This is a genomic window from Rhodanobacter thiooxydans (assembly GCF_030291135.1).
In the GTDB taxonomy this organism is placed as follows: Bacteria; Pseudomonadota; Gammaproteobacteria; order Xanthomonadales; family Rhodanobacteraceae; genus Rhodanobacter; species Rhodanobacter thiooxydans_A.
Genome location: NZ_CP127409.1, coordinates 3461450 through 3487971, shown reverse-complemented (window position 1 = coordinate 3487971; position 26522 = coordinate 3461450). Strand labels below are relative to the sequence as shown.

The 26522-nt window shown below is 63.6% G+C and carries 25 protein-coding genes; 19 read left to right on the top strand and 6 right to left on the bottom strand.

Annotated features, from left to right (window positions below):
- The first annotated feature begins 12 nt into the window (after positions 1 to 12).
- The 12 genes from QQA13_RS16025 to QQA13_RS15970 all read left to right on the top strand — a co-directional run bounded on the left by QQA13_RS16025 (position 13) and on the right by QQA13_RS15970 (position 13299).
- Complete coding sequence (locus QQA13_RS16025) at positions 13 to 2358, top strand: heavy metal translocating P-type ATPase (protein WP_108471266.1); 2346 nt, start codon at positions 13 to 15, stop codon at positions 2356 to 2358.
- A gap of 247 nt (positions 2359 to 2605) precedes the next feature.
- Entirely contained in the window at positions 2606 to 3001 is a 396-nt protein-coding gene (locus QQA13_RS16020; RefSeq protein WP_234411304.1) for a hypothetical protein, read from the top strand.
- Between the two features lie 82 nt (positions 3002 to 3083).
- Entirely contained in the window at positions 3084 to 4358 is a 1275-nt protein-coding gene (locus QQA13_RS16015) for a TolC family protein (protein WP_108471268.1), read from the top strand.
- Positions 4355 to 5659 carry an efflux RND transporter periplasmic adaptor subunit gene (locus QQA13_RS16010; protein ID WP_234411305.1) on the top strand — a complete coding sequence of 435 codons (1305 nt, stop codon included), beginning with the start codon at positions 4355 to 4357 and terminating at the stop codon, positions 5657 to 5659. The genes QQA13_RS16015 and QQA13_RS16010 overlap by 4 nt, the downstream gene beginning before the upstream one ends.
- The gene (locus QQA13_RS16005; RefSeq protein WP_108471269.1) at positions 5656 to 8832 is read left to right on the top strand and encodes an efflux RND transporter permease subunit; all 3177 of its coding nucleotides are present in this window, start codon (positions 5656 to 5658) and stop codon (positions 8830 to 8832) included. The genes QQA13_RS16010 and QQA13_RS16005 overlap by 4 nt, the downstream gene beginning before the upstream one ends.
- Positions 8833 to 8841: 9 nt before the next feature.
- Complete coding sequence (locus QQA13_RS16000; RefSeq protein ID WP_234411306.1) at positions 8842 to 9186, top strand: copper-binding protein; 345 nt, start codon at positions 8842 to 8844, stop codon at positions 9184 to 9186.
- Positions 9187 to 9313: 127 nt separating this feature from the next.
- A complete protein-coding gene (locus QQA13_RS15995; RefSeq protein WP_108471271.1) occupies positions 9314 to 9655 on the top strand; it encodes a hypothetical protein in 342 nt (113 codons plus the stop codon).
- A gap of 589 nt (positions 9656 to 10244) precedes the next feature.
- Positions 10245 to 10511 carry a thioredoxin family protein gene (locus tag QQA13_RS15990; protein WP_108471272.1) on the top strand — a complete coding sequence of 89 codons (267 nt, stop codon included), beginning with the start codon at positions 10245 to 10247 and terminating at the stop codon, positions 10509 to 10511.
- A 90-nt stretch (positions 10512 to 10601) separates the two neighbouring features.
- A complete protein-coding gene (locus tag QQA13_RS15985; protein WP_108471289.1) occupies positions 10602 to 11024 on the top strand; it encodes a heavy metal-responsive transcriptional regulator in 423 nt (140 codons plus the stop codon).
- Positions 11025 to 11028: 4 nt separating this feature from the next.
- Positions 11029 to 11289: a thioredoxin family protein gene (locus tag QQA13_RS15980; RefSeq protein WP_108471273.1), complete on the top strand. Its 261-nt coding sequence runs from the start codon at positions 11029 to 11031 to the stop codon at positions 11287 to 11289.
- Position 11290: 1 nt separating this feature from the next.
- Positions 11291 to 11986, top strand: coding sequence for a cytochrome c biogenesis CcdA family protein (locus tag QQA13_RS15975; RefSeq protein ID WP_108471274.1), 696 nt, complete (start codon positions 11291 to 11293; stop codon positions 11984 to 11986).
- 86 nt (positions 11987 to 12072) lie between these two features.
- Positions 12073 to 13299 (top strand): MFS transporter, encoded by a 1227-nt coding sequence (locus QQA13_RS15970; protein WP_108471275.1) that lies wholly within the window; start codon positions 12073 to 12075, stop codon positions 13297 to 13299.
- 381 nt (positions 13300 to 13680) lie between these two features.
- On the opposite strand, the gene QQA13_RS15965 is transcribed toward QQA13_RS15970, so the two are convergent.
- The 6 genes from QQA13_RS15965 to QQA13_RS15940 all read right to left on the bottom strand — a co-directional run bounded on the left by QQA13_RS15965 (position 13681) and on the right by QQA13_RS15940 (position 18722).
- Positions 13681 to 15027, bottom strand: coding sequence for a dihydrolipoyl dehydrogenase family protein (locus QQA13_RS15965; RefSeq protein ID WP_108471276.1), 1347 nt, complete (start codon positions 15025 to 15027; stop codon positions 13681 to 13683).
- Positions 15028 to 15150: 123 nt separating this feature from the next.
- Positions 15151 to 16872: a mercury(II) reductase gene (merA, locus tag QQA13_RS15960; RefSeq protein ID WP_108471277.1), complete on the bottom strand. Its 1722-nt coding sequence runs from the start codon at positions 16870 to 16872 to the stop codon at positions 15151 to 15153.
- Positions 16873 to 17183: 311 nt separating this feature from the next.
- A complete protein-coding gene (gene merC / locus QQA13_RS15955) occupies positions 17184 to 17612 on the bottom strand; it encodes an organomercurial transporter MerC (protein ID WP_286042293.1) in 429 nt (142 codons plus the stop codon).
- Between the two features lie 19 nt (positions 17613 to 17631).
- Positions 17632 to 17910 carry a mercury resistance system periplasmic binding protein MerP gene (gene merP / locus QQA13_RS15950; RefSeq protein WP_108470208.1) on the bottom strand — a complete coding sequence of 93 codons (279 nt, stop codon included), beginning with the start codon at positions 17908 to 17910 and terminating at the stop codon, positions 17632 to 17634.
- Between the two features lie 18 nt (positions 17911 to 17928).
- Positions 17929 to 18291 (bottom strand): mercuric ion transporter MerT, encoded by a 363-nt coding sequence (gene merT, locus QQA13_RS15945; RefSeq protein ID WP_108470209.1) that lies wholly within the window; start codon positions 18289 to 18291, stop codon positions 17929 to 17931.
- A gap of 98 nt (positions 18292 to 18389) precedes the next feature.
- The gene (locus tag QQA13_RS15940; protein ID WP_159082128.1) at positions 18390 to 18722 is read right to left on the bottom strand and encodes a hypothetical protein; all 333 of its coding nucleotides are present in this window, start codon (positions 18720 to 18722) and stop codon (positions 18390 to 18392) included.
- A gap of 333 nt (positions 18723 to 19055) precedes the next feature.
- Here QQA13_RS15940 and merR point away from each other — a divergent pair, with 333 nt between their 5' ends.
- The 7 genes from merR to QQA13_RS15905 all read left to right on the top strand — a co-directional run bounded on the left by merR (position 19056) and on the right by QQA13_RS15905 (position 26491).
- Positions 19056 to 19463: an Hg(II)-responsive transcriptional regulator gene (gene merR, locus QQA13_RS15935; RefSeq protein ID WP_108470211.1), complete on the top strand. Its 408-nt coding sequence runs from the start codon at positions 19056 to 19058 to the stop codon at positions 19461 to 19463.
- Positions 19464 to 19691: 228 nt separating this feature from the next.
- Positions 19692 to 20129: an arsenate reductase (glutaredoxin) gene (gene arsC / locus QQA13_RS15930; RefSeq protein WP_159082129.1), complete on the top strand. Its 438-nt coding sequence runs from the start codon at positions 19692 to 19694 to the stop codon at positions 20127 to 20129.
- A gap of 123 nt (positions 20130 to 20252) precedes the next feature.
- Entirely contained in the window at positions 20253 to 20576 is a 324-nt protein-coding gene (locus QQA13_RS15925) for a hypothetical protein (RefSeq protein WP_234411236.1), read from the top strand.
- 212 nt (positions 20577 to 20788) lie between these two features.
- The gene (locus QQA13_RS15920; RefSeq protein ID WP_234411240.1) at positions 20789 to 21937 is read left to right on the top strand and encodes a TolC family protein; all 1149 of its coding nucleotides are present in this window, start codon (positions 20789 to 20791) and stop codon (positions 21935 to 21937) included.
- The gene (locus QQA13_RS15915; RefSeq protein WP_108470214.1) at positions 21934 to 23031 is read left to right on the top strand and encodes an efflux RND transporter periplasmic adaptor subunit; all 1098 of its coding nucleotides are present in this window, start codon (positions 21934 to 21936) and stop codon (positions 23029 to 23031) included. The genes QQA13_RS15920 and QQA13_RS15915 overlap by 4 nt, the downstream gene beginning before the upstream one ends.
- Positions 23031 to 26165: an efflux RND transporter permease subunit gene (locus QQA13_RS15910; RefSeq protein ID WP_108470298.1), complete on the top strand. Its 3135-nt coding sequence runs from the start codon at positions 23031 to 23033 to the stop codon at positions 26163 to 26165. Before QQA13_RS15915 ends, QQA13_RS15910 begins: the two co-directional genes overlap by 1 nt.
- Complete coding sequence (locus QQA13_RS15905; protein ID WP_108470215.1) at positions 26162 to 26491, top strand: P-II family nitrogen regulator; 330 nt, start codon at positions 26162 to 26164, stop codon at positions 26489 to 26491. Before QQA13_RS15910 ends, QQA13_RS15905 begins: the two co-directional genes overlap by 4 nt.
- Positions 26492 to 26522 lie beyond the last annotated feature (31 nt).

Genomic DNA, 26522 nt, shown 5'->3' with positions numbered 1-26522 from the left:
ACGGGAGGATGCATGAACACCCACCATCACCACACGGGCGCCGACAACAGACATGGCACCCACCTCGGCGTAGGGACAGCCGCGGTCGATCCGGTTTGTGGCATGCAGGTCGACCCGGATCAGACCGCCCATCACGCCGACCATGAAGGGGTAACGCACCATTTCTGCTCGGCGCGCTGCCTGGAACGCTTCGTGGCGGATCCGGCCAAATATCTGACCCGGCGACCCGATGACGCCCCCGCGCAGGCACCGGCGGGAACGATGTATGTCTGCCCGATGCATCCGCAGGTGCGCCAGGACGGCCCCGGCATCTGCCCGATCTGCGGCATGGCGCTGGAACCGGAGATGCCGGGATTGGACGATGAGGACCATCCCGAACTGCGTGATTTCAGCCACCGCTTCTGGTGGACCTTGCCGGCGACGCTGGTGGTGCTCGTGCTGGCGATGTTCGGCCACCACTTCCCCTGGTTACCGGTGGACACCCGAACCTGGATCGAGCTGATACTGACCACGCCGGTGGTGGTGTGGGCTGGCTGGCCATTCTTCGTTCGATGCGTACAGTCGGTCCGCAACCTCAGTCCCAACATGTGGACCCTGATCGGCATTGGCGTGGCGGCGGCGTTCGGCTACAGCATCGTGGCTACCATTGCACCGGGTCTGTTCCCCGAGTCGTTCCACGAACACGGCCGCGTGGGCGTCTACTTCGAAGCCGCTGCGGTGATCGTCTCGCTGACACTGCTCGGCCAGCTACTCGAGCTGCGTGCCCGCTCGAAGACATCAGCCGCCCTAAAGGCCCTGCTGGGGCTGGCGCCAAAGACCGCACGCCGCCTGCGCGACGATGGCGGCGAGGAGGATGTCGAACTCGGCCACGTCCACGTCGGTGACCGCCTGCGGGTACGCCCGGGTGAAAAGGTGCCGGTGGACGGCGAAGTGATCGAAGGGCGCTCCCATGTCGACGAGTCGATGCTGACCGGGGAGCCTGTCCCGGTCGAAAAGACCATCGGCTCCAGCGTGATCGGCGCAACCCTCAACGGCACCGGCAGCCTGGTGATCCGGGCAGAGAAAGTCGGTTCGGCGACGGTGCTGTCGCAGATCGTGCAACTGGTCGCGCAGGCGCAACGCTCGCGCGCACCGATGCAGCGCATGGCCGACAAGGTGGCTTTCTGGTTCGTGCTGGCGGTCCTGGCGACCGCCGTCGCGACATTCTTCGTGTGGGGGCTGTTCGGCCCGGAGCCGTCGTGGACGTTCGCGGTTCTCAACGCGATCTCGGTACTGATCATCGCCTGCCCCTGCGCGCTAGGACTGGCCACGCCGATGTCGATCATGGTGGCGACCGGCCGCGCCGCCGGGGAAGGCGTGTTGTTCCGCGATGCCGAGGCGATTGAGAACCTCCGCAAGATCGACACCCTGATCGTGGACAAGACCGGAACCCTGACCGAGGGACGCCCGGCGTTCCACAGCGCGCTCGCGGCCGAAGGGTTCACCGAGCAGGAGGTGCTGCGCCTGGCGGCCAGCCTCGATCAGGGCAGCGAGCACCCACTGGCCGACGCGATCGTCGCGGAAGCCCGCCGTCGTGACCTGACGCTGGAAACGCCGGAGAGCTTCGAGTCATCCACCGGTATTGGGGTACGCGGCAAGGTGGGTGGCTCCATCCTGGCGATCGGCAATACCGCGCTGATGCACGAGGTCGGGGTCGATGCCTCCGTTCTTTCCATCCCGGCCGAAGAGCTGCGCCGAGCCGGCGCCAGCGTGATGTATCTGGCGGTGGATGGCGTCCTGGCGGGCCTGCTCGCGGTGTCCGACCCGATCAAGGCCACCACCACCGACGCCATCGCGGCGCTGCACGGTGCGGGCCTGAAAATCGTGATGGCCACCGGCGACGGCGTCACCACGGCTCGTGCGGTCGCACGCACCTTGGGCATCGACGAAGTTCATGGCGAGGTCCGCCCGAAGGACAAAATCGACCTTGTACAACAGCTGCAAGCCAAGGGACACAGGGTCGCGATGGCCGGCGACGGGATCAACGACGCACCTGCGCTTGCCGGAGCCGATGTCGGCATCGCGATGGGCACCGGTACCGACGTGGCGATGTCGAGTGCGCAGGTGACACTGGTGAAGGGCGACTTACGTGGCATCGTGCGGGCACGGTCGATCTCCAACGATACCGTGACCAACATGAAGCAGAACTTGGGCTTTGCGTTCCTCTACAACGCACTGGGCGTACCGATCGCGGCAGGCGTGCTGTACCCCCTGACAGGCCTGTTGCTTAGCCCGATGGTCGCCGCTTTGGCGATGAGTTTGAGCTCCGTGTCGGTGGTTGCCAACGCATTGCGGCTGGGCCGAAAGCGGCATGACTGAGATGATCAACGCCGGCGAGTGGAGCAAAGCGAACCCAACTCGATGCCTTCACCGGCACGCGGGAGTACGCCACCATGTGTTTCCTTCCTCACGCCCGGCGCTGGCGACCACCCCGTTCTCCAGGAGGGCCGGGGTTGGCCGGCGAGAACAGCGAAGGAGACCGGGCCGACAATCTGTAGTTGATTCAGGTCAATGAAATTCTTGGTATTTTGGAGATATAGTGTTGCCTATGGCCCGCCCTTTCCGCATGCATCGCACCACACGTCGCCGCCTTATCTGGCTGGTGACGCTGCTGATGCTTTGGCAGCAGACGGCACTGGCTGCCTACGTTTGTCCGACGGTCCCCGAAGCGACACCGGCGGCTGCGCTGATGACTTCGATGCCGGGCATGGACGGTGGTTGTACGCAGAATCAGGATGCCCCCGCCAACCCGCTGTGCCAAAAGCATTGCACGCCCGATCACGCGACGCAGGTTGAAGCGCATACGGCGGCGGTGCCATTGAGCGTATTGCCGGCAATGCCATCGATGCTGATGACGCCCGCCGTCGTTGCGCTGCCATCGAATCGCGCGCTCCAACGTGCCGGGCATCTGCGCGCGCCACCACCTCCGCCCATGCTGTTGTTCTGCTCACTCCTGATCTGATCTGACACGTTGCGGCATTGACGTACGTGGCGTCGCGCCTGCATGGCGCGACGTAAACCACAGATTGACGGAGTATTCACCCATGTTGTCCTTTCACTTTGCCCGGCGCCTGATGGTGTCGGGTCTGGCCGCGCTCCTGTTGGGGGCCTTGGCCACGACGGCCTGTGCCATCGAGCCACCGCTGACGCTTGAGGCGGCCGTTCGGCAAGGCTTGGCGCGGGCGCCACAACTTGAAGCGCGTACCGCCGATACGGCGGCAGCCCGCGAGGAAGGCGCGCGTGCCGGGCAGTTGCCGGATCCCACCCTGACGCTCGGGCTTTCCAATTTCCCTGTCACCAGTCCGGGGGCTTTCAGCCTGCGCTCGGACGGCATGACCATGCGCACCGTGGGCGTGATGCAGACGATTCCATCGCGAGCGGCGCGCGACGCCGAGCGCGGTTTGGCCGCGGCGCAGATTGATGCGTCCGAAGCCGATTACGTCGGCGCGGCCCAAACGGTGCGCGAACGCATTGCCGATGCGTGGATCGAGGTATGGGCCACACAACAGAAGCGTGCGCTGCTGGGCGAGTTGCGCGACGAAAGCGCATTAGCCGTGCAGATCGCGCAGGCGCGGCTGCGTGGCGGGGACGGCAGCGCCACCGACGCGCTGGCGGCGCGCACGGATGCGGCCACACTGGACAACCGACTGGAGGCCGTTGACGCCGACCTCGCCGCAGCACGTGCGGGGTTGCAGCGTTGGCTTGGTGAGGACGCGGCCACCGTGGCCGACGCGCCTGATTTCGAGGTGCTGCCGGTAGCGCCAGCCCTGCTTGAGCAAGCCATTGATCAGCAGGCGCCCATGCGCGTGTGGCAAGCGCGCGAACAGGTAGCTGAGGCCGCACTCGCCCGGGCACGGGCTGCCAAACACCCCGATTGGAACGTGTCGGTGGACTATGGCCGCCGTGCACCGTATCTCTCGGACATGGTGACCTTGCAGGTGGGTGTGAGCCTGCCGTTGTTCACGCGCAACCGGCAGGATCGCGGAATCAGCGCCAAGCAGGCGCAATGGGATGCGGTGCAGGCCGATCACGAAGATGCGCGTCGCGCCCAGCGCGAAGCGGTGGCGCGTGCGGTGGTGAATTGGCAGGGTTGGGGACGACAAGTCCAGCGCTATCAGGACACGTTGCTGCCACTCGCACGGGATCGTGCACGCACGGCGCTGGCCAGCTACCGCGGTGGTGGTGCACTGCAGCCGTGGCTCGATGCCCGTCGCGATGAAATCGAACAGCGGCTGGCCTACGCCGAGGCGCTGGCGACCCATGCGCGCCTGTGGGCCGCGCTGGCCTATCTGCTACCCAATTCGGAGACGATGCCATGAAGCGTGCGCCCGTGAAACCTGCCCTGATGATTTTCGCCGGCGTCTTGCTCGTGGCGGTACTGCTGGTGGTTGGCTATCTCGGCGGCCGCTCGCGTGCGCCGGCGTCGGCGTCGGCTGGCAACGCGGCATCCGCACCGGAAGCCGGTGGTAAAAAAGTCCTGTATTGGTACGACACAATGGTGCCGCAGCAACACTTCGACAAGCCGGGCCTGTCGCCGATGGGCATGCAGATGGTGCCCAAGTATGCCGATGAAGGGGCGGCCAAGGATATCGTCCGGATCGATCCGGCGACGGTACAGAACCTGGGCGTTCGCACGGCTCCGGTGGAGCGGCGGGTGCTGGCTTCGGCCATCCGGGTGCCAGGAACCATCACCTGGAATCTGCGCCAAGCCACCATCATCAGTGCCCGCGTTGATGCGGTGGTGAGCAAGCTGGACGTACGCGCACCGTACACCGAGGTCAAAGCGGGTGAGCCACTGGCCGAATTGCTGGCGCCGCAATGGAATAGTGCGCTGGCGGAATATCGCGCGCTGGAGCAGGCGCGGTCCGCCGACGCGCGCGAGCTGCGCTCCGCAGCGCGGCAACGCCTGCAGGTGCTGGGTCTGACTCCGGCAGATATTCAGTCATCGCGTCATGGTGCGGGTGCGGCGATCACACTGCACGCTCCGCAGGCGGGCGTCGTCACGACACTGGATGTGCGTGAAGGCCAGCGCGTCACGGCTGGTCAGACCTTGATGACAGTGAATGGCCTGTCCACCGTGTGGATCGAGGCGGCCCTGCCGCAGGCCGCGGCGGGTACGGTGCGCAGCGGCACGCCGGTGGTGGTCACGGTCGATGCGCTGCCGGGTCGGTCGTTCCACGGCACCGTGGAAACCTTGCTGCCGGATGTGGATGCGGTGACGCGCACCCAGCGCGCGCGCATCGTGCTCGACAATCCCGACGGTGCCTTGAGTCCGGGCATGTTCGCTACCGTGCAACTCAACCCGACTCCGGACGCGGCCGTACCGGTGGTGCCGGACGACGCGCTGATCGCGACGGGCACCCACACGCGAGTCATTCTCGCCGAGGGAGATGGCCATTTCCGTGCCGTATCGGTGCGCATCGGGCGTGCGGCCGGCGGCTATACGGAAATTCTCGACGGCCTCGCGGGGGGCGAGAAAGTCGTGGTTTCCGGCCAATTCCTGATCGATTCGGAGGCGAGCCTGTCCGGTGCGTTGGAACGTCTGAATGACACCACCGCCAAACCGGTACCGGCCGCAAGTGCACCGATGCCGGGCATGCCGATGGGAGGCAAACCATGATCGCCGCCCTGATTCGCGCGGCGATCGCACATCGGGTGTTTGTGCTGTTGGCTGCACTGGCCTTGGCCCTGATGGGCATGTTCTCGGTGGCGCGCACGCCGGTCGACGCGCTGCCCGACCTGTCCGACACCCAGGTGATCATCCGCACCAGCTACCCGGGCCAATCGCCGCAGGTGGTCGAGGATCAGGTCACTTATCCGCTCGCCACCACCATGCTCTCGGTGCCTGGCGCGACGACGGTGCGCGCCTTTTCGTTCTTCGGTGACTCCTACGTCGATGTGTTGTTCGATGACAGCACCGACTTGTACTGGGCACGCTCGCGTGTCCTGGAGTACCTGAGCCAGGCACGGGATCGCCTGCCGACGGGTGTGACGCCCGCCCTCGGCCCCGATGCCACGGGGCTCGGCTGGATCTACGAATACGCGCTGGTCGATCGCACCGGCCAGCACGACCTCGGCCAGTTGCGCGCGCTGCAGGATTGGTTCCTGCGCTATCAGCTGAAGACCGTGCCGAATGTCGCCGAGGTGGCCACGTTGGGCGGTATGGAGCGGGCGTGGCAGATCGTGCCCGATCCGCAGGCGCTGGCGGCGCGCGGAATCACCGTGGCGCAGTTGGTCGATGCCGTGCGCAGCGCCAATGGTGCCAACGGCGGTTCGGTGATCGAACAAGGCGAAGCGGAGCTGATGGTGCGCAGCGAAGGCTACCTGAAGAGCCGCACGGACTTCGAAAACGTGCCCATCACCGTCAACGCCGGCGGCGTCCCGGTGCTGCTGCGCGACGTGGCCACGGTGCGCCGTGGCCCGACGTTCCGCCGCGGCATCGCCGAACTGGACGGGCAAGGCGAAGTGGTCGGCGGCATCATCGTGATGCGCACGGGCAAGAACGCGAAGGCCACCATTGCCGCCGTGAAAGCACGACTGGCGGAACTGCAGCGCAGCCTGCCGGCCGGCGTCGAGATCGTGCCCACCTACGACCGCTCGCAATTGATCGACGCCGCGGTGGAGAACCTGTGGAGCAAGTTGTTCGAAGAATTCCTGGTGGTGACGCTGGTCTGCGTGTTGTTTCTTGGGCACCTGCGCTCGGCGCTGGTGGCCGTGATCACGCTGCCGCTGGGCGTGTTGGTTGCTTTCATTGCCCTGCATCTGCAAGGCGTCACGGCGAACCTGATGTCGCTCAGCGGTATCGCGATCGCGATCGGCGCGATGGTGGATGCGGCGATCGTGATGATCGAGAACGCGCACAAGCATCTGGAACATTGGCGTGACGCGAACGACGGACGTGAACCGCAAGGTGCGCAGCGGTGGTCGCTGATCGGCGATGCCGCCGCCGAGGTGGGGCCCGCACTGTTTGTGAGCCTGTTGATCATCGCGCTGTCGTTCGTGCCGGTCTTTGCGCTGCAGGGCCAGGAAGGCAAGCTGTTCAAGCCGCTGGCCTTCACCAAGACCTATGCGATGGCGGCAGCGGCCGGTCTGGCGGTGACCCTGGTACCGGTGCTGATGGGCTATTTGATCCGCGGACGCGTCCGGGCCGAGCGCGACAATCCGCTCAACCGGGGTTTGATCCATGGCTATCGGCCCCTCCTCGAAGCCGTACTGCGCTATCCGAAAGCGACCCTGGTGCTGGCCGGTGTGCTGCTGCTCACCGCGGTCATTCCGATGACCAAGCTCGGCAGCGAGTTCATGCCCGCGATGGACGAAGGCACGTTGTTGTACATGCCTACCGCACTGCCAGGCTTGTCCGCTGGCAAGGCCTCGCAGTTGCTGCAGTTGACCGACCGCATGATCAAGACCGTGCCCGAGGTTGATCATGTGTTTGGCAAGGCGGGGCGCGCCGAAACGGCCACCGATCCGGCGCCGCTGGAAATGTTCGAGACCGCGATCACCTTCAAGCCGAAGGACCAGTGGCGGCCCGGCATGACGATGGACAAGATCAAGGCGGAACTGGACAAGGCCGTGCGCGTGCCGGGGCTGACCAACCTGTTCGTGCCGCCGATCCGCAACCGCATCGATATGCTCTCCACCGGTATCAAGAGCCCGATCGGCATCAAGGTGCTGGGTACCGATCTGGCCACGCTGCAGATCGTGGCCGATCGGATCGAGACGGTGGCGAAGACCGTGCCCGGTGTCAGTTCGGCGATTGCCGAGCGTCCGACCAGTGGCCGCTACGTCGACGTGCACATCCGCCGCGACGCCGCGGCGCGCTACGGGTTGACCCAGGAGCGCGTGCAGCAACTGATCGCAACCGTGGTCGGCGGCGATCCGATCGGTCAGACCGTCGAAGGGCGCGAACGTTACCCCATCGTGGTGCGCTACCCGCGTGCCGAGCGCGATTCCATCGGAGCGCTGCGGCAGTTGCCGATCGTCGCTGCCAACGGTGCACAGATCACACTTGGCCAGGTTGCTGACATTGCCGTTGAAGCAGGACCGTCCATGCTGAAAAGCGAGGACGGTCAATTGGCGACCTATGTCTACGTCGATACGGCCGGCAGCGATTTGGGCACGGTGGTGGCCAACCTGCAACGCGCGGTGGCGCAGCAAGTCAAATTGCCGCCGGGTACGACCGTGGCGTGGTCCGGTCAGTTCGAATACCTGGCCAGTGCCATGGAAAGACTCAAGGTGGTGGTGCCGATTGCGCTGGTGATCATTTTTCTATTGATCTATGCCGTGTTCCGGCGCGTGAGCGAAGCCGCGCTGATCATGGCCAGCGTGCCGTTGGCACTGGTCGGCGGCCTGTGGCTGATCTGGCTGCTTGGGCATGCGGTGTCGGTGGCCACGATCATCGGCTTCATCGCGCTGGCGGGCGTCGCTGCCGAATTCGGCGTGGTGATGCTGCTTTACCTGCACCATGCCTGGGAGCACCAACTGGCGCTCGATCCCCACGCCGGCCCGGAAGCGCTGGACGAAGCGATCCGCGAAGGTGCCGTGCAGCGCGTGCGCCCGAAGGCGATGACCGTCGCGGTGATCCTCGCCGGCCTGTTTCCGATCCTGCTCGGCCATGGCGCCGGCTCGGAAGTGATGCAGCGCATAGCCGCCCCGATGATCGGCGGCATGGTCACTGCACCCTTGCTGTCCATGCTCGTTATACCCGCAGCGTACCGCCTGCTGGTTCGTTATCGGCTGCGTAAAGCCAGCAAGGCAAACGCCACACTTCACCCCAACCCACAAGGAAACTGACCCATGAAAATGCCATACATCACCCTCGCGATCACCGCTGCGCTGTTCACTGCTCCGGTGTTTGCCAACCCTCAGCAGATGGATCCCAACATGCCGGGCATGGCTGGGATGCACGAAGCCACACCCGCCGATGTGCAGGGCGTGGGTGTGGTCAAGGCGGTCGACACCGCCAAGGGCACCCTCACGCTGCAGCATGAGGCGATTGCCGCGATCGGCTGGCCGGCCATGACGATGCCGTTCAAGGTGGCCTCGCCGGAGCTACTGACGCACGTGAAGGTGGGCGATAAGGTGCAATTCACCTTCCACCAGGCCAGCACGGGCAGCACGGTGACGGCGATCCGTCCGGCACGTTGACAGACCACGTCGCCGGCTGGCCCCCAACTGTCGAGGGCCAGCCGGCGGTCGTGAAAGCAGTACCGCCACGCACGTTATGCGTGCGCGTGGCGGTGTTTGTTGCGGTTGTCATTTATGGAGAACGACCATGAAATCGTTTGCTGCTTGTCTCAGCCTCCCGCTGCTGCTCGCGGGCCTCACCATGGGTAGCGTCGCGTACGCGGCCGATTCTTACACCGATGGTTGGGTTGGCCATGTGGATGGCCAGCGTTTGGACGTCTGTTATCGAGTCACGCCGCTGCCGGCGGTTGGTGCGCGACTGGAGGTCCTGCGGACATCCTTCGTGGTTCCCAACAAAGGGCTGCCCCGCCAACAGTTCGCGGTGGCGGGGTATGCCACGGTAACGTCGATCATCGACGCGCACTGCGTGCGTGCCGAGCTGACCCAGGGCACGGCGAAGCGGACCGATCACGCGCGGCGCGCGGACTGAACGGACACGACGACAAGGCCGCCAAAGCATGTTCCGCGGCGCCCACGGCGGAGCGGTCAGGGCGTGGCTACAACATCCAGCCGACGCACTTCACCGGCGTCATGCCTGTCGCATCCTGCCTGCCGCCATTTCAGCAGGCATGCAACGAGGCGATCAGCGGGCAGGACACCCTCACTAAGGGAAAACCCTATTACAGCGAAAGGAGAAGCGGATCCGTTTGGATCGATGAAATTCTCTCCGCGCATAAGGCACGGGCCACGCTTGAAGACGGTTTAGCTTCGATGGGCGAGTTGGTGGAATTTCGTCATGAGCCGTAGGCCCTGTCGCGCATCGTTCGGAGAGTGCCTTCCGCCATCGATGCGTGGAGCCCGCCTATCACTCAGAAGAACGTTTAGGCGTGTCCGTGGGCGCGTTGTAGTGGGTCCAGAGAAGTGATGGTACCTACGGCAGGAGCATCCAATAAAACCTCTTGACTCTGGGGTTAACTTGAAGGTTTAGCCTGGGACTATCGCGATATGGCCCGACAGCGGTTCGCCTCGTTGCCGCGCCGAGAGAGAGTCGAGGGCGATAGCCATTCAAGGAGCAAACCATGAACACGAAACGCAAAGTGGAAGTATTCAGTGCCGGCTGCGCAGTCTGCGATGAGGCAGTGGCGCTGGTCGAGCGTGTGGCCTGTTCGTCCTGCGAGGTCACCGTGCACGACATGAAGGACATCAACGCCGCCAAACGGGCAAAGACCCTCGGCATTCGATCGGTGCCGGCCGTGGTCATCGATGGCAAGCTCGCGGCCTGCTGTGAAGGACGCGGGATCGACGAAGCGATCCTGCGCGTTGCGGGTCTGGGTCGGTCCTCGTAACCGGTGGGTGACCAGCCGGGGAGTCGCCGAAAGGCTCCGCGGCCGGTCACCACTTATTTTTTTTAATTGCCCATCACCATCGAGATCATCATGTTCACGATCGGCAAATTGGCCGGCCTCGCCTCCATCAGCACTGAGGCCCTGCGTTACTACGAGCAGGAAGGATTGATCGTACCGGATGCGAAGAGCGGCGCCGGCTATCGGCTCTACCGACCAGAGTCCGTGCAACGCGTCGGCTTCATTCGTCAGGCGCAGCAATGTGGTTTCACGCTGGCCGAAATTCGCGAGCTGCTGGCATTGCGATCCGAGCAGGCCGCTTGCTGTGGGGACGTGCGCCGACTTGCCATCGAAAAAAAGTTGCGGATCGAAGGCAAGATACGGCTCATGAAGTCGATGTCGAAAGCACTCGACAAACTGATCAACGATTGCAGCGAGGAAAGTCATCCCGTCGTCGAGTGCCCGATCCTCGCTGGGCTGGAAAAAGCCAACATTGCAACGACGACTGGCCGATGACTGCATGAAGCTCGAACTTTTCTACTCGCCTGGCTGCGACCGCTGTGCCGAGGCGCGTGATGGCCTCAAGACCGCTGCGTTTGAGATCGTCGCGGACTTGGATTGGCGGGAACTCAATGTACTCGATGAGCTGGACTACGCCGTGCAATTGGGCGTTCTGACGTTGCCGGCGGTCGCCATCGACGGCGAGCTCGTCTTCACCTCGTTGCCCACCCGATGGCAGCTCTGTGCAGCACTTTCCGAACGCAGCAAGGAAGTGAATTAACGTGGACGTCGACTCGCTTCGCCTCGCTGTTGAACACGCGGGTACGGCTGCCGTCGTGACCAGTTTTCTTGCGGGCCTCGTTTTCAGTTTCAATCCGGTGGCGATAGCCGCCATCCCGGTCTCGCTGGCCTATGTGACCAAAGCCCGCACGAGCCGGCAGGCGTTTGTCTTCGCCGCCATGTTCATTCTCGGGATGATCGTGATCCATGTCGTGCTCGGCCTCGTCGCCGGATTCGGTGGCCTGGGCGTGCAGAAGCTGCTGGATCGCAAGTGGGGCGTGCTGATCGGTCCGGTGCTGATCGTACTCGGACTGATGTGGCCGGGATGGCTACGCATTCCGCTGCCAGCATTCACCTTCAAAGTGAAGCGCCCGAACAGTTCCTTCGGCGCGTTCCTTCTGGGTATCCCTTTTTCCATCGCGATCTGCCCGATATGCACGCCGGCGTTGGCCGTGCTGTTGGGGGTGGTAGCAAGTCTCGGATCGCCCTGGTTTGGCGCACTGCTGTTGCTGGCCTTTGCATTGGGGCGTGCCGTACCGCTGGCCGTGGGTGCGTGGTCGCTGGGCTGGCTGGAGAACCTCCGGTTCGTCTCGGCCTACCGTCGCGTCTTCGAAATTGCCGGTGCGGCGACCCTCATTGCTATGGGGCTATACATGCTCAATGCGTACTTCTTCTGGTTACCGGCTTTGGCGAGCTGAATTGACGTCAAGGACACGAGCTTCCCATAGAGCGAACCAGACAGCCCATCTCGAATGAATTTGATTGCGCACATAGGCGAAGCCTGATGCTGACCACAACCGACGAACGCGAACGCCTGCTCAGGGCGCTCGCGCTGGCAACCTTCATCATCTTTTTTCAGGCTTACATGGTGGCGCCGATCATTCCGGTGCTGTCGACAAGCTTTGGAACGTCCGTCCAAGCGATTGGCGTGATTGTTCCCGCCTACCTCATCCCTTACGGCGTGGCGACGCTGGTCTTTGGGCTCCTTGCGGATCGAATCGGCATTCAGCGTCTCATCTTTGCGTCGCTGGCTATGTTCGCGGTGCTTACGGCACTCACCGCAGGCGCGCAATCGATCGGGCAGCTGACGCTGTGGCGTACCCTGACCGGCCTGGGTGCCAGTGGCGTCGTGCCGCTCGCCTTGGTGCTCATCGGCAGCCTGTATCCGTACGAACAACGTGGACGGCCCCTCGGCTGGCTGTTCGGAGCGATGGCCGGTGGCATGGCTTTCGGCTCGACTTTCGGTGCCGTGCTGGAGCCTCTGCTTGGTTGGCGCGGCCTCTTTGTTTTGGTCGCCTTGGCCGCCGTGGGTGTGTTCGTGGTGTTGCTGCTCCACCGTTCACTTATTTCCTCGACGAGGAAGGCTGTTCCCGAGACGATGGGAGAGCTATTCCTCGGATATCGCGATCTCATCGGCACTCCGCGGGGGCAGCGCACTTATGGCTATGTTTTCGTCAATTCGATTTTTCACTCTGGCGTCTTCACGTGGCTCGGTGTCTATTTCGAGCAGCGTTACGGTCTTGGCCCCGTAGGGATTGGTGTAGCCCTGCTCGGCTACGGGATTCCTGGTTTCTTGTTCGGCCCGCTGATCGGCCGGGCCGCCGACCGCTGGGGGCGCGCCAGGTTGTTGCCCATCGGGCTCGGGTTGGGTGCCCTAGGTGCCGCTACCCTGATTTTCAACGGTCCCCTGATACTCGCGATTGTGGCCGTGACCGTCCTTTCTCTCGGCTACGACATGACGCAGCCCCTCTTCGGGGGCATCGTCACCGCGCTTGGAGGAAAGCGCCCGGGACAGGCGATGGGCTTGAACGTCTTCGCACTGTTCGCTGGATTCGGCGTGGGTAGCCTCCTGTTCGGCGAGGCGCTTCGGCTTGGGTTCGGGATGGCGCTTGGCATCTTCGTCATGGTTCAAGCGTTGGCGACCGCGCTGTCCATCGGATGGTTCAGCGCGGAGATTCCGCTCAGTAGCGCGCCGGAAGAGGCCAATACGAGGGCGGAAGGCATACACTGAACGCAGCTCACGTGTTCAGGTGCCCGAGCAGCGCCGTCGTCATCTTCGCATCGCCGAAGACGGCAGCGGTGTCGCGTCCGCCATCCAGCTGAATCGAAGCTGTTGCGTCTCGTGACCAGCCAGCAGAATGGCCGCTTCATCTACTACGCCCCCGCGATCGAAGCCATGAACGACCTGATTGACTATCGCGCCGACCATTGCTGCAGTCACTCCGGCGGTAGCTGCGCAGTCGCCACGACCTCATGCAAGCCAACGACTGCCGCCACCAAACCAAAGCGTAAAGTCCGGACTGCATAGCTCAAAACGTCCCGCGTATCGCCCCAAGATCACGTCAGGCACGTCGGTCAGCAACGCCAACACGAAAGTGATCGAGACGTGCGCTCAGACCATGTAGCCAATGTCGAAGGCGCCCGTTGGGTAGGCGAATATCGTGTTCTTCAGGTCCGCAGCGGTGAGATCGTGGCGGATCGCTAGTGCGAAGAGATTGATGACCTCCTCTGCATGCGGACCCACGAGATGGGCACCCAAAATGCGGTCGCTAGCCTCGTCCACCAACACCTTGAATCCGTAGACGGGCTCGGCCGCTTGGCGTGCCGTGAACCAGTCTGAGGCCTTTTGCGATTTCATCGTGAACTTCAGCCCTTGTTCGCGGGCTTTGGCTTCGCTCAGCCCCACGGTCGCCATGGGCGGGATGGTGAAGACGACGCTCGGCACACCTCGATAATCAGGTAGCCGATGATTGCCTTTGAGGAGATTGGCGGCCACCACGTGGGCGTCGTGGCTCGATACGGGTGTCAACGGCGGCCCTACCTGGGCGGCATCTCCCGCAGCGAAAACGGCAGGATTGGACACGCTCTGCAGGTATTCGTTGAGAATCAGACGGCCGTGATCATTGGCGATCCCTGCCGCTTCGAGGTCAAGCGACTCCAGTGCAGGCGCTCGCCCGGCGGCGTGGACGACGAGATCGGCATCGATCGTCGTTGTCTCACCATGGGAAGTTGAACGCACACGGAAGCCGGCGGCTGTTTTTTCGATCGCGGTGACCGTGGTTTCCAGACGCACATCCACGCCGAGGATATCGAACGCCGGCATGAGCCAGCCGACGAGGTCGGGGTCAAAGCCATTCAACAGGCGCGCGCCGTGCTGAAGAATGGTCACCTGCGCACCGGCGCGAGCCGCGATGTGCGAGAACTCGGCAGCGATGTAGCCACCACCGACGAGCACGATGCGTCTTGGTAGCGCCGGCAGCGCCAGGAAGTCCTCGTTGGTGACCAGGTGCTCTTCGCCCGGGATATGCAGTTTGACGGGCTCCGCACCGGAGGCAATCACTACGTGTTTGGCATCGAGGCGATCCTCACCGACCGCGATGGTGTTGGGGCCCGTGAACCGGGCTTGCCCATGATAGGTATCGATCCCTTTTTCGCGATACCGCTGTTCATGGTTCGCCGGCACGGGATCGGTGAAGCTGCGCTTGAACGCCATCAAATCGGGCCAATCGATCGTGACGTTTCCGGCCACGCCCTTGCCCTGCATCCGACGGACGTGGTCGGTGGCCTCCACACCGCCGATGAGCATCTTTTTGGGATCACAACCACGCAAGGCGCAGGTGCCACCGAAGGGACGGCAATCGATAACCGCAACGCGCCAACCGGCTGCGCGAATCCGCTTCGCAGCCACCATGGCCGCTGTTCCGGTCCCAATCACCACAAGATCGTATGGCTTGGCCATGGCGCCTCTCCAGTAATTAACGGTAAGCGGATCGTTGCTGGTAACGCGTGACGGCCATTTCAATTCAATCTGATTTTCCAACGCCTATGATCGAGATTTCGACGTCCAATGGTCGCCTCGTATTTATCCCGCGCAACACGAAAGTTGCGTTACATCCTTGGTGAAGGTCTGTGCCGCCAGCTTCAAGCCCTCGACCATCGTCAGGTACGGGAACAACTGGTCGGCGAGTTCCTGCACCGTCATGCGTGCCCGGATGGCAAGTGCAGCAGCCTGGATGATCTCGCCCGCTTCGGGCGTGACCGCCTGCACGCCGATGAGCCGGCCGCTGCCGGCCTCGGCGACCAGCTTGATAAACCCGTGGGTGTCGAAGTTGACGAGTGCCCGCGGCACGTTGTCGAGTGAAAGCGTGCGGCTATCGGTCTGCATACCTTTCAGGTGAGCCTCCGCTTCGCTGTAGCCCACGGTCGCCACTTGGGGCTCGGTGAACACCACCGCCGGCATGGTCGTGAGATCCAGGGTTGCTTCACCGCCGGTCATATTGATGGCCGCGCGCGTGCCGGCGGCCGCCGCCACGTAGACGAACTGCGGCTGGTCGGTGCAGTCGCCAGCGGCGTAGATGTGCGACACATTGGTGCGCATACCGCGGTCGATCACGATGGCGTTCTGTGCATTGACCGCGATGGCCGCTGAGTCTAGCTCCAGGCCGCGCGTATTGGCTGTGCGGCCGGTAGCGACGAGCAGTTGATCGGCGCGCACTTCGCCGTGTTCGGTCGTGAGCACGAATTCACCGTTCGTATAGGTGACCCGGCTTGCTTGGGTATGCTCCAGCACCTTGATGCCTTCGGCGCGGAACGCGATCGTGATGGCCTCACCGATCGCCGGATCTTCACGGAAGAACAAGGTGCTACGCGCCAGGATCGTCACCTGACTGCCCAGCCGGGCAAACGCCTGCGCCAGTTCCACGGCGACCACCGACGAGCCGATGACGGCGAGCCGTGGTGGCATGGCGCCGCTCACCAGCGCCTCGGTGGACGTCCAGTACGGCGTTTCCTTCAAGCCCGGGATGGGCGGAACCGCCGCGCTGGCACCGGTGGCGATGAGGCAGCGATCGAAGGAGACCTCCGATTCATCCCCCGCCGTCGACTTGACGATCAGCGTGCGTGCGTCCTTGAAACGCGCTTCGCCACGCAGCAGCTGGATGTTGGGGCTGGTGTCGAGAATGCCCTCGTACTTGGCGTGACGCAGTTCGTCGACGCGGCCTTGCTGCTGGGCGAGCAGCCGGTCACGCCGTATCACCGGCATCGTGTTGGAGATGCCGGCATCGAAGGGACTGGTCCGACGAAGATGCGCCACGTGCGCCGCGCGGATCATGATCTTCGAGGGCACGCAGCCGATATTGACGCAGGTGCCGCCGATGGTGCCGCGCTCGATGACCGTCACGTGAGCACCGAGTTCCGCGGCCTTGAGTGCCGCCGCCATGGCGGCGCCGCCCGTGCCGATGATGGCGATGCGCAGCCGCTGTTCGGCATCGGTGGGCTTGGCGCCGATATCGCCACGGGGCTTGAACAAACCACCCAACGAGTCCAACGCTTGGTTGAGCCTGGACGGCTTGGCCGCGGATGAGTCGGGGTGCGATAGCGGGGCCGCAGCGACGCGATAGTTTTTCGGCAAGGTCGCGTTGAGTTGCTCCAGACTCACGGGCTCGATGCTGCGGATATGCACCACGCCTTGCGGGTAGGCGACGTCGGCCGCGACGATGTCGGTGAGCGTCTTGAGTGCCTTTTCGACATGCCGGGCACAATCCGCGCAGGTCATGCCGGTCACGGAGAGGGTTTGTTCGTTCATGATGTTCCTGGCAAATGAGCGTGTGTCGCTTCGGTTTCGAGCAGAACGGCACACCGTTGAATCGATAAAAAGGCCATACCAACAATCACGGTCGCGGCATTGCTCCGATCAGCAGCAATAGGGCACCACGACGATCAACAGAAGCACGATGCCGATGACGATCGCCGCTGTGATGAGGTCGGTTTTCTTGGCAATCAGCCACGCCTTCATGTGTTTCATCCTCGGATGTAATGCCGAGGGGTCTGGTCTGGTCGCTAGCTATTCGCGGGCTTGATCCAAGAACCCCGCCAGTGGGAGGTCATGGCGGCCACTCAGCAACAGGTGGGGTCTCGGTTCGCTCCGCCGTGACTTTTTCCTGGCGGGGATACCAAATCCCAGATCGATACCGCGACCATCAACACCAGACCGGGATAGAGCAACAACGCCGTGGGCATCCCCATGGTGCTCATGAGCAAGGCGGCCGCCAGCACCAGGACGGGACCGATCATGCCAAGGACCATCCGTGGCCATTGCCGATGACGAAGTCCGCCGATCACATTGGCCAGCAAGGCGATGACGGCGAACAGCGGCAGCAGGTAACGGATGAACACGCCCTCGTACTGGCTCAAAAAGCCCAGCCCGATGGCGGCACCCAGGCTGGCGAGGGCGGGAAAGCACGCCGCGCAGCCCATCGCCGTGACGATGGCACCGATCACGCCGGCTTTGTCGGCCGTGCGCGTAAGAGGATTAGGAAGGGACATGGGAATGGCCTTGGACGCTTCAGTTCTTGACGGTGGAGGGGTAGCCCGCATCCGTCGTGGCGCTGACGAGCGCCTGGGCGCTGGTCTTGGCGTCATCGAAGGTCACGACGGCTTCCTTCTTGTCGAACAGGATCTCGGTCTTTTCGACACCGGGGACCTTGGACAGCGCTTTCTTGACGGTGACGGGACACGCGGCACACGTCATACCGGACACCGATAGGGTGGCGGTCTTCGTGGCCGCCCATGCGGGTGTGGAGAGGGCGGCGGCAAGAGCGATAAGAGCGGCGAGTTTCTTCATGGGGGATCCTCCGACGGGTCAGTAAAACAGCGGGGCGAGATAGGGGAAGGCCAGCGCCACGAGCACCAGGGCTGCGACGATCCAGAACAATACTTTGTAGGTGGTCTTGACCTGCGGCACAGCGCAGATGTCGCCGGGCGCGCACGCCACGGTGGGCCGGTAGATGCGACGCCAGGCGAAGACCATCGCGATCAACGCCGCACCGATAAAGAACGGACGGTACGGTTCGAGCGCCGCCAGGTTGCCGATCCAGGCGCCACTGAATCCGAGAGTGATCAGCACCAGTGGGCCGAGGCAGCAGGTCGACGCTAGGAGCGCGGCGATCCCGCCAGCCACAAGAGCGCCAGAACCGGTCTTCTTGGAGTCTTGGGTGTTTTCCATGGATGCGGTCCCGATGGATGGAGAATCGACGCGAGCACTGTATTCGCGTACATAGGTACAGAGTCAAGCGTGTGGATTTCACGGGCCTGGGCGATACGTCAACCGGCGCCCTCGGGCAAGAGCGCAGCGGGGGTCAACCACGCATCGAGCTGCGGCAGTGCGTTCGGTTCAAGATGTTGCTGGAATGCGTTTCGCGCCACCACGAGCAGCCTGGCAAGCCGGGCTTCGATAGCCATGGCCTCGTCCGCCACAAGAACCTCTTGCAGCGCACACGCGAGATCGCATTGCGGTGCGGCCCTATCGGGCAACGGAACGCGTGCGTGCGACAGCCGTTGGAGAAGACGGACGGCGATGGTGTGCGCCTCTTCCTGACTGAGCTGATCGACCGTCTCGCGCTGGTACCAGTGCGGAAGGGTTTGGAAAGGAGGCAAGCAACGCCGACGCCGCCGCGGTAGCTACCAAAGCAACATGGCTGTCACCGCCGAGGGCAGCACGCAGTAGGCCCACCTGCTGATCGGTATCAAGCTCACGCAACCATTCGATCGCGATCACGTCACCGCGATGGTGCAACCAGGCCCGTGCAATATCGGGGTGATCGCCCAGTTGGGTCAGTACGGGTTTGGCAAGGCACCCGCAACCGATCTGCGGCACCGCCTCGCACACCAGCGGCACCGAGTAGATGCCAACGGACACGGGCATGGGCTTCTCCAAAGGGATGAACCGGGCGTAAGCTACTTCCGTAGTCATATACGGAGTCAACCGGTATGGGAAGCAGTTCGGAGCAAGTGACCATTGGCGCATTTGCCAAAGCCGCTGGGGTCAACCTGGAAACCATCCGGTTCTATCAACGCAAGGGCCTGCTCCCGGAACCGGATAAACCTTATGGCAGCATCCGGCGCTATGGTGGTGTAGATGTCGCCCGGGTGAAATTCATCAAATCCGCGCAGCGGCTGGGTTTCAGCCTCGACGAAGTCGCACAGCTGCTCACGTTGGAGGATGGTACCCATTGCAGCGAGGCGGCGGAATTCGCCGCGCGGCATCTGGCTGACGTGCGCGCTCGCCTGAAAGACCTCAAGCGCATGGAGACCGTCCTGTCCCGTCTGGTGGCTCAGTGCGATTCGCATCGCGGCACCATTGCCTGTCCCTTGATCGCCTCGTTGCACAGCTGTTGAGATGAGCGATTCGCCGCCGCCATCGATCGGTACCTAGTTACGGCCACGCGTGCCAATACCCGGCGCAGCTATGCCTCGGCCATGCGTCATTTCGAAATCGCCTGGGGCGGCCAAGGGAGCGGCCGAAGCGCGTGCGCTGTCGGATGCGGCCAACGTCATTGAGGCAGCCATGACCACCTCGGTGGAACCACCGGGGAAGGCCAGCTGTTGCGTCAAAGGGGGGCGCTGATGACGGCCACCACGCCCCCGCTGACCGCCACGATTTACCACACCCCTATTGCGGGCACATCGCGCAACACACTGGCGTTGCTCTGCCACGCCGGCATTGAGCTCACGGTGATCGAATATCTCAAGACGCCGCCCAGTCGCGAGCAATTGATCCAGCTCATCGACGAAGCCATACTCAAGCCACGCGAGGCATTGCGTGAAAAGGGAACGCCTTTCGCCGAGATAGGATTGGGTGCCCCCGGAATCACCGATGACGTCATCATCGATGCCATGCTGAAGCATCCGATCCTGATCAACCGCCCCTTCGTGGTCACACCACGTGGCACACGGTTATGCCGTCCCTCCGAAGTTGTACTCGACATCCTGCCCCCTGTGACACGCTCGTTCGCCAAGGAAGACGGTGAGGTAGTGATCGATACGGATGGCCAGCGGACCTGATCAAAAAGCGGTCGGATGAAATTGTCTAACAGTGCGTCTGTCGTATAGGATCGAAGGATGTATCAGTCTGCGCCATCACTGCTGACTCGCTTGCGCCGCCATCGCGGTTTGTGGGTGTTGGCCGTGGCCGTGTTGCTGATCAAGCTGGTCAGCGGTTCGATCTGCGTGGCCGATGGGCTGGGAGCGCGATTCGCTTCGGCGACCGCTGCTGCTCCGACCACCCTGCTGGCGGATACCGCCGTCAGTACGGTATCGGCTGACGAAGCGAACCCCTGTCTTCTGGGTGAAGGGCGCAGTTGCCATTGTGCCTGTGCGCATTCGGTGACGTTCCCCGTCAGCGCGCCGCTTCCCATCGTCAGGATGGAAGCCCGTTTCGCACTACTCACCATCCATTCGGGATTCACGCCGGCCACGACCGGCTCGCTGCTACGCCCTCCCATCGCCTGAAACCACTCCGTTACGCGATACCACCGCCTGTGCGGTGCATCGCTTCGTGATCGTTTTCAGGAGATGGTTTCATGTCTGTTTTTCGTTCGGTGCCGATCGGCACCGTGTGTCTGTTGTATGCGGCGATGCTCAGTGCCGCCCCCGTATCCTATCCTTCCCCACCCGCAGTTCCCCTACCGACATCGTTAGCATCGTCTCCCTTGCAGGATGCGGTGCGCCGTATCTGGCAAGCCAGTCCCGAGGTGCAGGCCGCGCGGGCAGACCTTGATGCTGCCCAGGCCCGTGCGCGTGCCGCTGCGCAGCCGCTGTACAACCCCTCACTGTCGCTCGATGCGGAGAACGCGGACGCCAATCGGCGCACGGCCGGCATCAGCCTGCCGCTGGATCTGTCCGGCAAGCGTCGCGCCCGGGCCAGCCAGGGCGAGGCCGACCTGCTGGCTGCTGAAGCTGGCTACAACCTCTTGCGTCGCGACGTGGCCACCCGCTGGCTGAAAGCGTGGTCGACGGCCGCACTTGCGGCCCGACAGAGCGAGCTGGGTCAGCGTCGCCTGGCGCTGATGCTGCGCTTCGATGACTTGGCCGCGCAGCGACTGAAGGTCGGCGACATCAGCAGCCCCGAACGCGATCTGGCCGGCCTGGCCTTGGGCGAGGCGCAGGTGCAACAAGCCACCCTCGCGGGCAATGAAGCGGCGGCCCGCGCGGCGTTGCTGGCCATCAGCGGTGATCAACTGACCGCGCTGCCACCGTTGCCCAAGGGCATGTCACCGGCGGCGGGCAGTGTCACGCCGCTGCCCGTCGACGAACTACCCGAACTGCGTCAGGCCCGTGCCCAGCAGGCGAGCGCCGAGGCCGGGGTGCAGGTCGCCCGCCGGGCACGCATTCCCGATCCCACGCTCAGTCTGACCGGCGGTCAGGTGCGCAGCGGCCCGCGGACCGATCAGGTGATCGGCGTAAGTGTGTCCATTCCGTTGCCGGTACTCAACACCGGACGCGCCGAAGTGGATGCCGCCCGTGCGGAAGCCGATGCGGCTGCCGCCGGCGTCCGCTCACGCCAGTTTGTGTTGCGCGCCGGATTGCAGGAAGCGCAAGCCCGCTACGCCGCCTTGCGTGGTGCGACCGAAGCCTTTCGCAGCGGTCGTGCCGCCGCGTTCGAGGATCGCACCGCTCTGCTGGAGAAACTCTGGCGTGCCGGTGAAATCAGCACCTCCGATTACCTCGTGCAGCTCAAGCAAAGCCTGGATACCGCGTTGTCCGGCCAGGAACTGGAAAGCCAAACCTGGCAGACCTGGTTCGACTACCTCACCGCCGCGGGCCGTCTGACCGACTGGCTCGACGGCCGCACTCAGGATGTTTCCCGATGAATGTCTCTCTTTTGAAACGCAGCCTGCTGGGCATGGCGCTGCTGGCTGCGCTGGCCGGCCCCGTCATGGCGCAGGAACCCGCACCGGCCAATCCGCTGGCGCTCGACGCCAAGGCAATCAAGGACGCCGGCATTGTCCTCGACAAGGCCGCTCCGCGTGCCCTGACCGACGAGTTGAAAGCCCCAGGCGAAGTGAAAGCCGATGCGTATTCCACCGTACTGGTGTCGCCGCGCGTGGAATCGCAGGTGCTGGCCCGCAAGGCCAAGCTCGGCGACGTGGTGAAAACCGGAGCGCCGTTGGTGGTGCTCTCCAGCGTGCAGGTGGCCGAGACGCAAGGCACGTTGATCGTGGCCGAACAGGATTGGCAACGCATCGCGTCGCTGGGGCCGCAGGCGGTGTCGGCACGGCGCTACAACGAAGCAAAGGTGCAGCGCGATCAGGCGCGCGCCAAATTGCGTGCCTACGGGCTGTCCGACGGTCAGATCGATGTGTTGCTGCGCAAGGGTTCGGCTGGTGCCGATGGCAGCTTCGAGCTGCTTGCCCCGGCCGCCGGTCGCGTCACCACCGACGAATTTCTGGTCGGTGAGCGGGTGGAACCCGGCCGCACGCTGTTCACCCTGGTCAAGGAAGATTCGGTATGGGTCGTCGCACAGATGGCGCCGGCCGATGCCGAACGGGTCAAGCCCGATGCCGACGCCCGCATTCTCGTGCACGACACCGAAATACCCGGCAAGGTGGTCCAGCGCTCGCATCAGACCGATGAGCGCACGCGCACCGTGCCGGTGCGCATCGAAGTCGACAACCGCAAGGATCTGTTGCATCCGGGGGAACTGGTCGAGGCCCGCATCGCCGTCGGCGGCGCCGTGCAGAAGCTGGCGGTGCCCGCCGAAGCGATCGTGTTGCTGCAGAACCAGCCGACCGTATTCCTCGCCAAAGGCAAGGGCCCGTTCGAGCCGGCGTCCGTGATGGTCGGCGACACGCGTGATGGCTGGACGGTGGTCACCCAGGGCCTCAAGGCTGGCGATACCTATGTGCGCAAGGGAGCCTTCGCGTTGAAGGCCCGCTTGCTGCGCTCGCAGCTGGGAGAAGAATGATGCTGGAACGTCTGGTTGAATTCTCCCTGCGCTACAAGGTGCTGGTGCTGATCATCTTCGTGGTGATCGGGTTTCTCGGTTTCCAGGCGGTACGCCAGCTGCCCATCGACGCATTCCCCGATGTCACGCCGGTGCAGGTCAATGTCTATACCGAAGCCTCGGGGCTTGCGGCGGAGGACGTGGAACAACTGCTCACCACCCCGGTGGAGTCGGCGTTGGCCGGCTTGCCCAAGGTGGAACATATCCGCTCGGTGAGCCTGTTCGGCTTGTCCTACGTGTCGGTGTACTTCGACGACAGCATGGATATCTATTTCGCCCGTCAGCTGGTCAACGAACGGTTGCAGCAAGTCGGCGATCGCCTGCCGGCCGGTTACGGCAAGCCCGAGATGGGACCGAACACCTCCGGCCTTGGCCAGGTGTTCTGGTACACGGTCGAGCGTGCTGACGACAAGCTCAAGGGTGCCACAGCCGGCACGGCACCGAACGACATGGATCTGCGCACGCTGCAGGACTGGACCATCCGCCTGATCCTGCGTACCGCCCCTGGCGTCGATGACGTCACCTCGTGGGGCGGGCAGGAAAAGCAGTTCCAGGTGCGTATCGACCCGATGAAGCTGATTGCGCACAAGCTCGGCTTCAAGGAGGTGATCGAGGCGCTGCAGGCGAACAACGCGCAGGTCGGCGGCAACTTTGTCGACGTCGGCCGCGAGCAATATCTGGTGCGCGGGTTGGGCCTGGTCCAGAACGCGAAAGACCTGGGCAACATTGTGCTGAAGACCGACGACGGCACGCCGGTGTACGTGCGTGACGTTGCCACCATCACCGAAGCGGGTGCGCCACGCACCGGTGCAGTCACCCGCGATGGCAAGGAAGTGGTGATGGGCCAGGCGCTGGCTCGCATCGGTGAGAACGCCAAGAGCGTGGTCGATGCGGTCAAGGCCAAGCTCGATACGGTGAAGCAATCCTTGCCGCCGGGCGTGGTCGTGAAACCGGTGTACGAGCGCACCGAACTGGTTAACGCGGCGGTGGGCACCGCCGTGCGTGCGCTGGTGGAAGGTTCGATCCTGGTGGCGCTGGTGCTGTTCCTGTTTCTGGGCGAGTTCCGCAGCGCGCTGGTTGTCGTCGTGGCGTTGCCGTTGGCGATGCTGATTGCCTTCATCTGCATGAATCAGGTCGGGCTGTCGGCCAACCTGATGTCACTGGCGGGCCTGGCGATCGGTATCGGCATGATGGTGGATGGGGCGGTGGTGATGGTGGAAAACGCCTACCGCATCATGGCCGAGCGCAGGGCGCATGGCGAACCGGTGGATCGCACGGCTGCCGTGCTGGCCGCGGCTCGCGAGGTGGCCAACCCGATGGCGTTCGCGATTCTGATCATCATTGTGGTGTTCCTGCCGCTGTTCAGTCTGCAAGGGCTGGAAGGCAAGATGTTCAAGCCGATGGCGTTCAACATCAGCTTCGCGATGGCCGGCTCCCTGATTCTGGCGTTGACGCTGATCCCGGTGCTCGCCGCGCTGGTGTTGAAACCGAAGGTGGAGAAGGACACCTGGCTGGTGGCGTTCCTGAAACGCCATTACGCCACGGTGCTCGCCTGGGCGCTGGCGCGGCGCAAGCTGGTGCTGGGCATCGCCGCCGGTGCCTTGATCGGCAGCCTTGCGCTGTTCCCGTTCCTCGGCAAGGAGTTCATGCCCAACCTGAAAGAAGGCGCCATCATGTGGCGCATCACCTCGATCCCGTCGGCGTCGCTGGATGAATCCATCGCCATCTCCAAACAGGTGTCGACGCTGGTCAAACAGAAGTTTCCCGAGGTCGAGACCACGCTGGCAATGATCGGTCGCGCCGAGAAAGGCGAAACCGCCGACGTGAACTACATGGAGGTGTACACACCGCTGAAGCCCAAGGATCAATGGCGCAAGGGCGAAACGCTGGAGAGCATCGAGGAGGCCATGCAGAAGGAACTGTCGGCAGCCTTGCCGACCGCGGTGGTGAGCTACACCCAGCCGATCCAGATGCGCATCGAGGAATTGATCTCGGGTGTGCGCGCCACCTTGGCATTGAAGATCTACGGCGACGATCTGGGCGAGCTGGATCGCCTGAGCGGTCGCGTCAAGAACGCCTTGGCCGGCGTGCCGGGCGTCGCGGATCTGGCGCTGGAGGCGAACATCGGCAAGCCGCAAATCCGCATCAAGGTGGATCGCGATGCGCTGGCTCGTTATGGCTTGAACGCCGACGACGTGCTGACGGTGGTGAAGAATGGCATCGGTGGCGAGCCGGTGACCACGCTGCTCGACGGGGTGAAACGCTTCGACATCGCGGTGCGACTGAACGATGCGGACAAGGCGTCCTTGCCGGCGATCCAGCGTATTCCGATCCGTACGGCCAGCGGCGCGCTGGTGCAGTTGTCGCAGGTGGCCGAGGTCAGCGATGCGGAAGGCTACTCGTTCATTCGCCGCGAGCAGTTGCAGCGCTATGCGGTGATCCAGATGGACGTGCGCGGTCGTGACATCGACGGCTTCGTCAAGGACGCCAATGCGGCCATCGCGCAACAGGTGAAGCTGCCGACCGGTTACTACAGCGAATGGGGCGGCGCGTTCGAGAACCAGCAGCGGGCGTTGAAGCGGTTGTCGTTGATCGTGCCGGCAACGATCTTCTTCATCTTCGTCTTGCTCTACACCGCGTTCAACTCGGTGAAGTACGCCGCGCTGATCCTGGCCAACGTGCCATTCGCCACCATCGGCGGCATCGTCGGCCTGGCGATCACCGGGCAGTACCTGTCGGTGCCTTCGGCGATCGGGTTTATCGCGGTGTTCGGCGTGGCGATGTTGAACGGCATCGTGTTGGTGAGCTTCTTGAACGAGCAACGCGAGAAAGGCTTGCCCGTGCGGGAGGCGGTGATCCGCGGCACGGCGTTGCGCATGCGCCCAGTGATGATGACGGCGAGCGTGGCCATCCTGGGCCTGGTGCCGATGCTGCTCTCCAGTGGTGTCGGTGCCGAAACCCAGCGTCCACTCGCCACCGTGGTGGTCGGCGGGCTGATCACCTCGACGTTGCTGACTCTGGTGCTGTTGCCGGTGCTCTACGACTGGATCGAAGAACGCGCCGCCCGGCGCCTCGCCAAGGAGACCGCCCCATGAAAGAAGTAAAGGCATTTATCCACCGCGGCCGTGTGGTCGACGTCATCCATGCGCTGGAAGAAGCCGGGTTTCGTTACCTATCGGTGAGCGACGTCAAAGGTCTGCTGACCGCGCTCAGCGGCCAAGAACAGATCTATTCGATGGAACTGGGCGAACGGGTGACCAGGCAGATCAAGCTTGAAGTGTTCTGCGAGGACGATCAGGCCGAACGCGCCGTGCAACTGATCCGCCTGCACGGACGAACCGGTCAGACGGTCGCCGGCTGGGTGTACCAGAGCACGGTGGATCGGGCATGGCCGATCGACGGGCGTGTGGACAACGACTGATCGTGGCGGCGGGAGCACTCCCGCCGCTGCA

Coding starts and splice junctions, on each gene's coding strand:
- QQA13_RS16005 (WP_108471269.1), top strand. CDS start 5,656: ATGATCGCCGCCCTGATTCGCGCGGCGATCGCACATCGGGTGTTTGTG.
- QQA13_RS16025 (WP_108471266.1), top strand. CDS start 13: ATGAACACCCACCATCACCACACGGGCGCCGACAACAGACATGGCACC.
- QQA13_RS15990 (WP_108471272.1), top strand. CDS start 10,245: ATGAACACGAAACGCAAAGTGGAAGTATTCAGTGCCGGCTGCGCAGTC.
- merP (WP_108470208.1), bottom strand. CDS start 17,910: ATGAAGAAACTCGCCGCTCTTATCGCTCTTGCCGCCGCCCTCTCCACA.
- arsC (WP_159082129.1), top strand. CDS start 19,692: ATGACGGCCACCACGCCCCCGCTGACCGCCACGATTTACCACACCCCT.
- QQA13_RS15905 (WP_108470215.1), top strand. CDS start 26,162: ATGAAAGAAGTAAAGGCATTTATCCACCGCGGCCGTGTGGTCGACGTC.
- QQA13_RS15915 (WP_108470214.1), top strand. CDS start 21,934: ATGAATGTCTCTCTTTTGAAACGCAGCCTGCTGGGCATGGCGCTGCTG.
- QQA13_RS16015 (WP_108471268.1), top strand. CDS start 3,084: ATGTTGTCCTTTCACTTTGCCCGGCGCCTGATGGTGTCGGGTCTGGCC.
- QQA13_RS15985 (WP_108471289.1), top strand. CDS start 10,602: ATGTTCACGATCGGCAAATTGGCCGGCCTCGCCTCCATCAGCACTGAG.
- QQA13_RS16020 (WP_234411304.1), top strand. CDS start 2,606: ATGCATCGCACCACACGTCGCCGCCTTATCTGGCTGGTGACGCTGCTG.
- QQA13_RS15910 (WP_108470298.1), top strand. CDS start 23,031: ATGCTGGAACGTCTGGTTGAATTCTCCCTGCGCTACAAGGTGCTGGTG.
- merC (WP_286042293.1), bottom strand. CDS start 17,612: ATGTCCCTTCCTAATCCTCTTACGCGCACGGCCGACAAAGCCGGCGTG.
- merT (WP_108470209.1), bottom strand. CDS start 18,291: ATGGAAAACACCCAAGACTCCAAGAAGACCGGTTCTGGCGCTCTTGTG.
- QQA13_RS16000 (WP_234411306.1), top strand. CDS start 8,842: ATGCCATACATCACCCTCGCGATCACCGCTGCGCTGTTCACTGCTCCG.
- QQA13_RS15995 (WP_108471271.1), top strand. CDS start 9,314: ATGAAATCGTTTGCTGCTTGTCTCAGCCTCCCGCTGCTGCTCGCGGGC.
- QQA13_RS15970 (WP_108471275.1), top strand. CDS start 12,073: ATGCTGACCACAACCGACGAACGCGAACGCCTGCTCAGGGCGCTCGCG.
- QQA13_RS15965 (WP_108471276.1), bottom strand. CDS start 15,027: ATGGCCAAGCCATACGATCTTGTGGTGATTGGGACCGGAACAGCGGCC.
- QQA13_RS16010 (WP_234411305.1), top strand. CDS start 4,355: ATGAAGCGTGCGCCCGTGAAACCTGCCCTGATGATTTTCGCCGGCGTC.
- merA (WP_108471277.1), bottom strand. CDS start 16,872: ATGAACGAACAAACCCTCTCCGTGACCGGCATGACCTGCGCGGATTGT.
- merR (WP_108470211.1), top strand. CDS start 19,056: ATGGGAAGCAGTTCGGAGCAAGTGACCATTGGCGCATTTGCCAAAGCC.
- QQA13_RS15980 (WP_108471273.1), top strand. CDS start 11,029: ATGAAGCTCGAACTTTTCTACTCGCCTGGCTGCGACCGCTGTGCCGAG.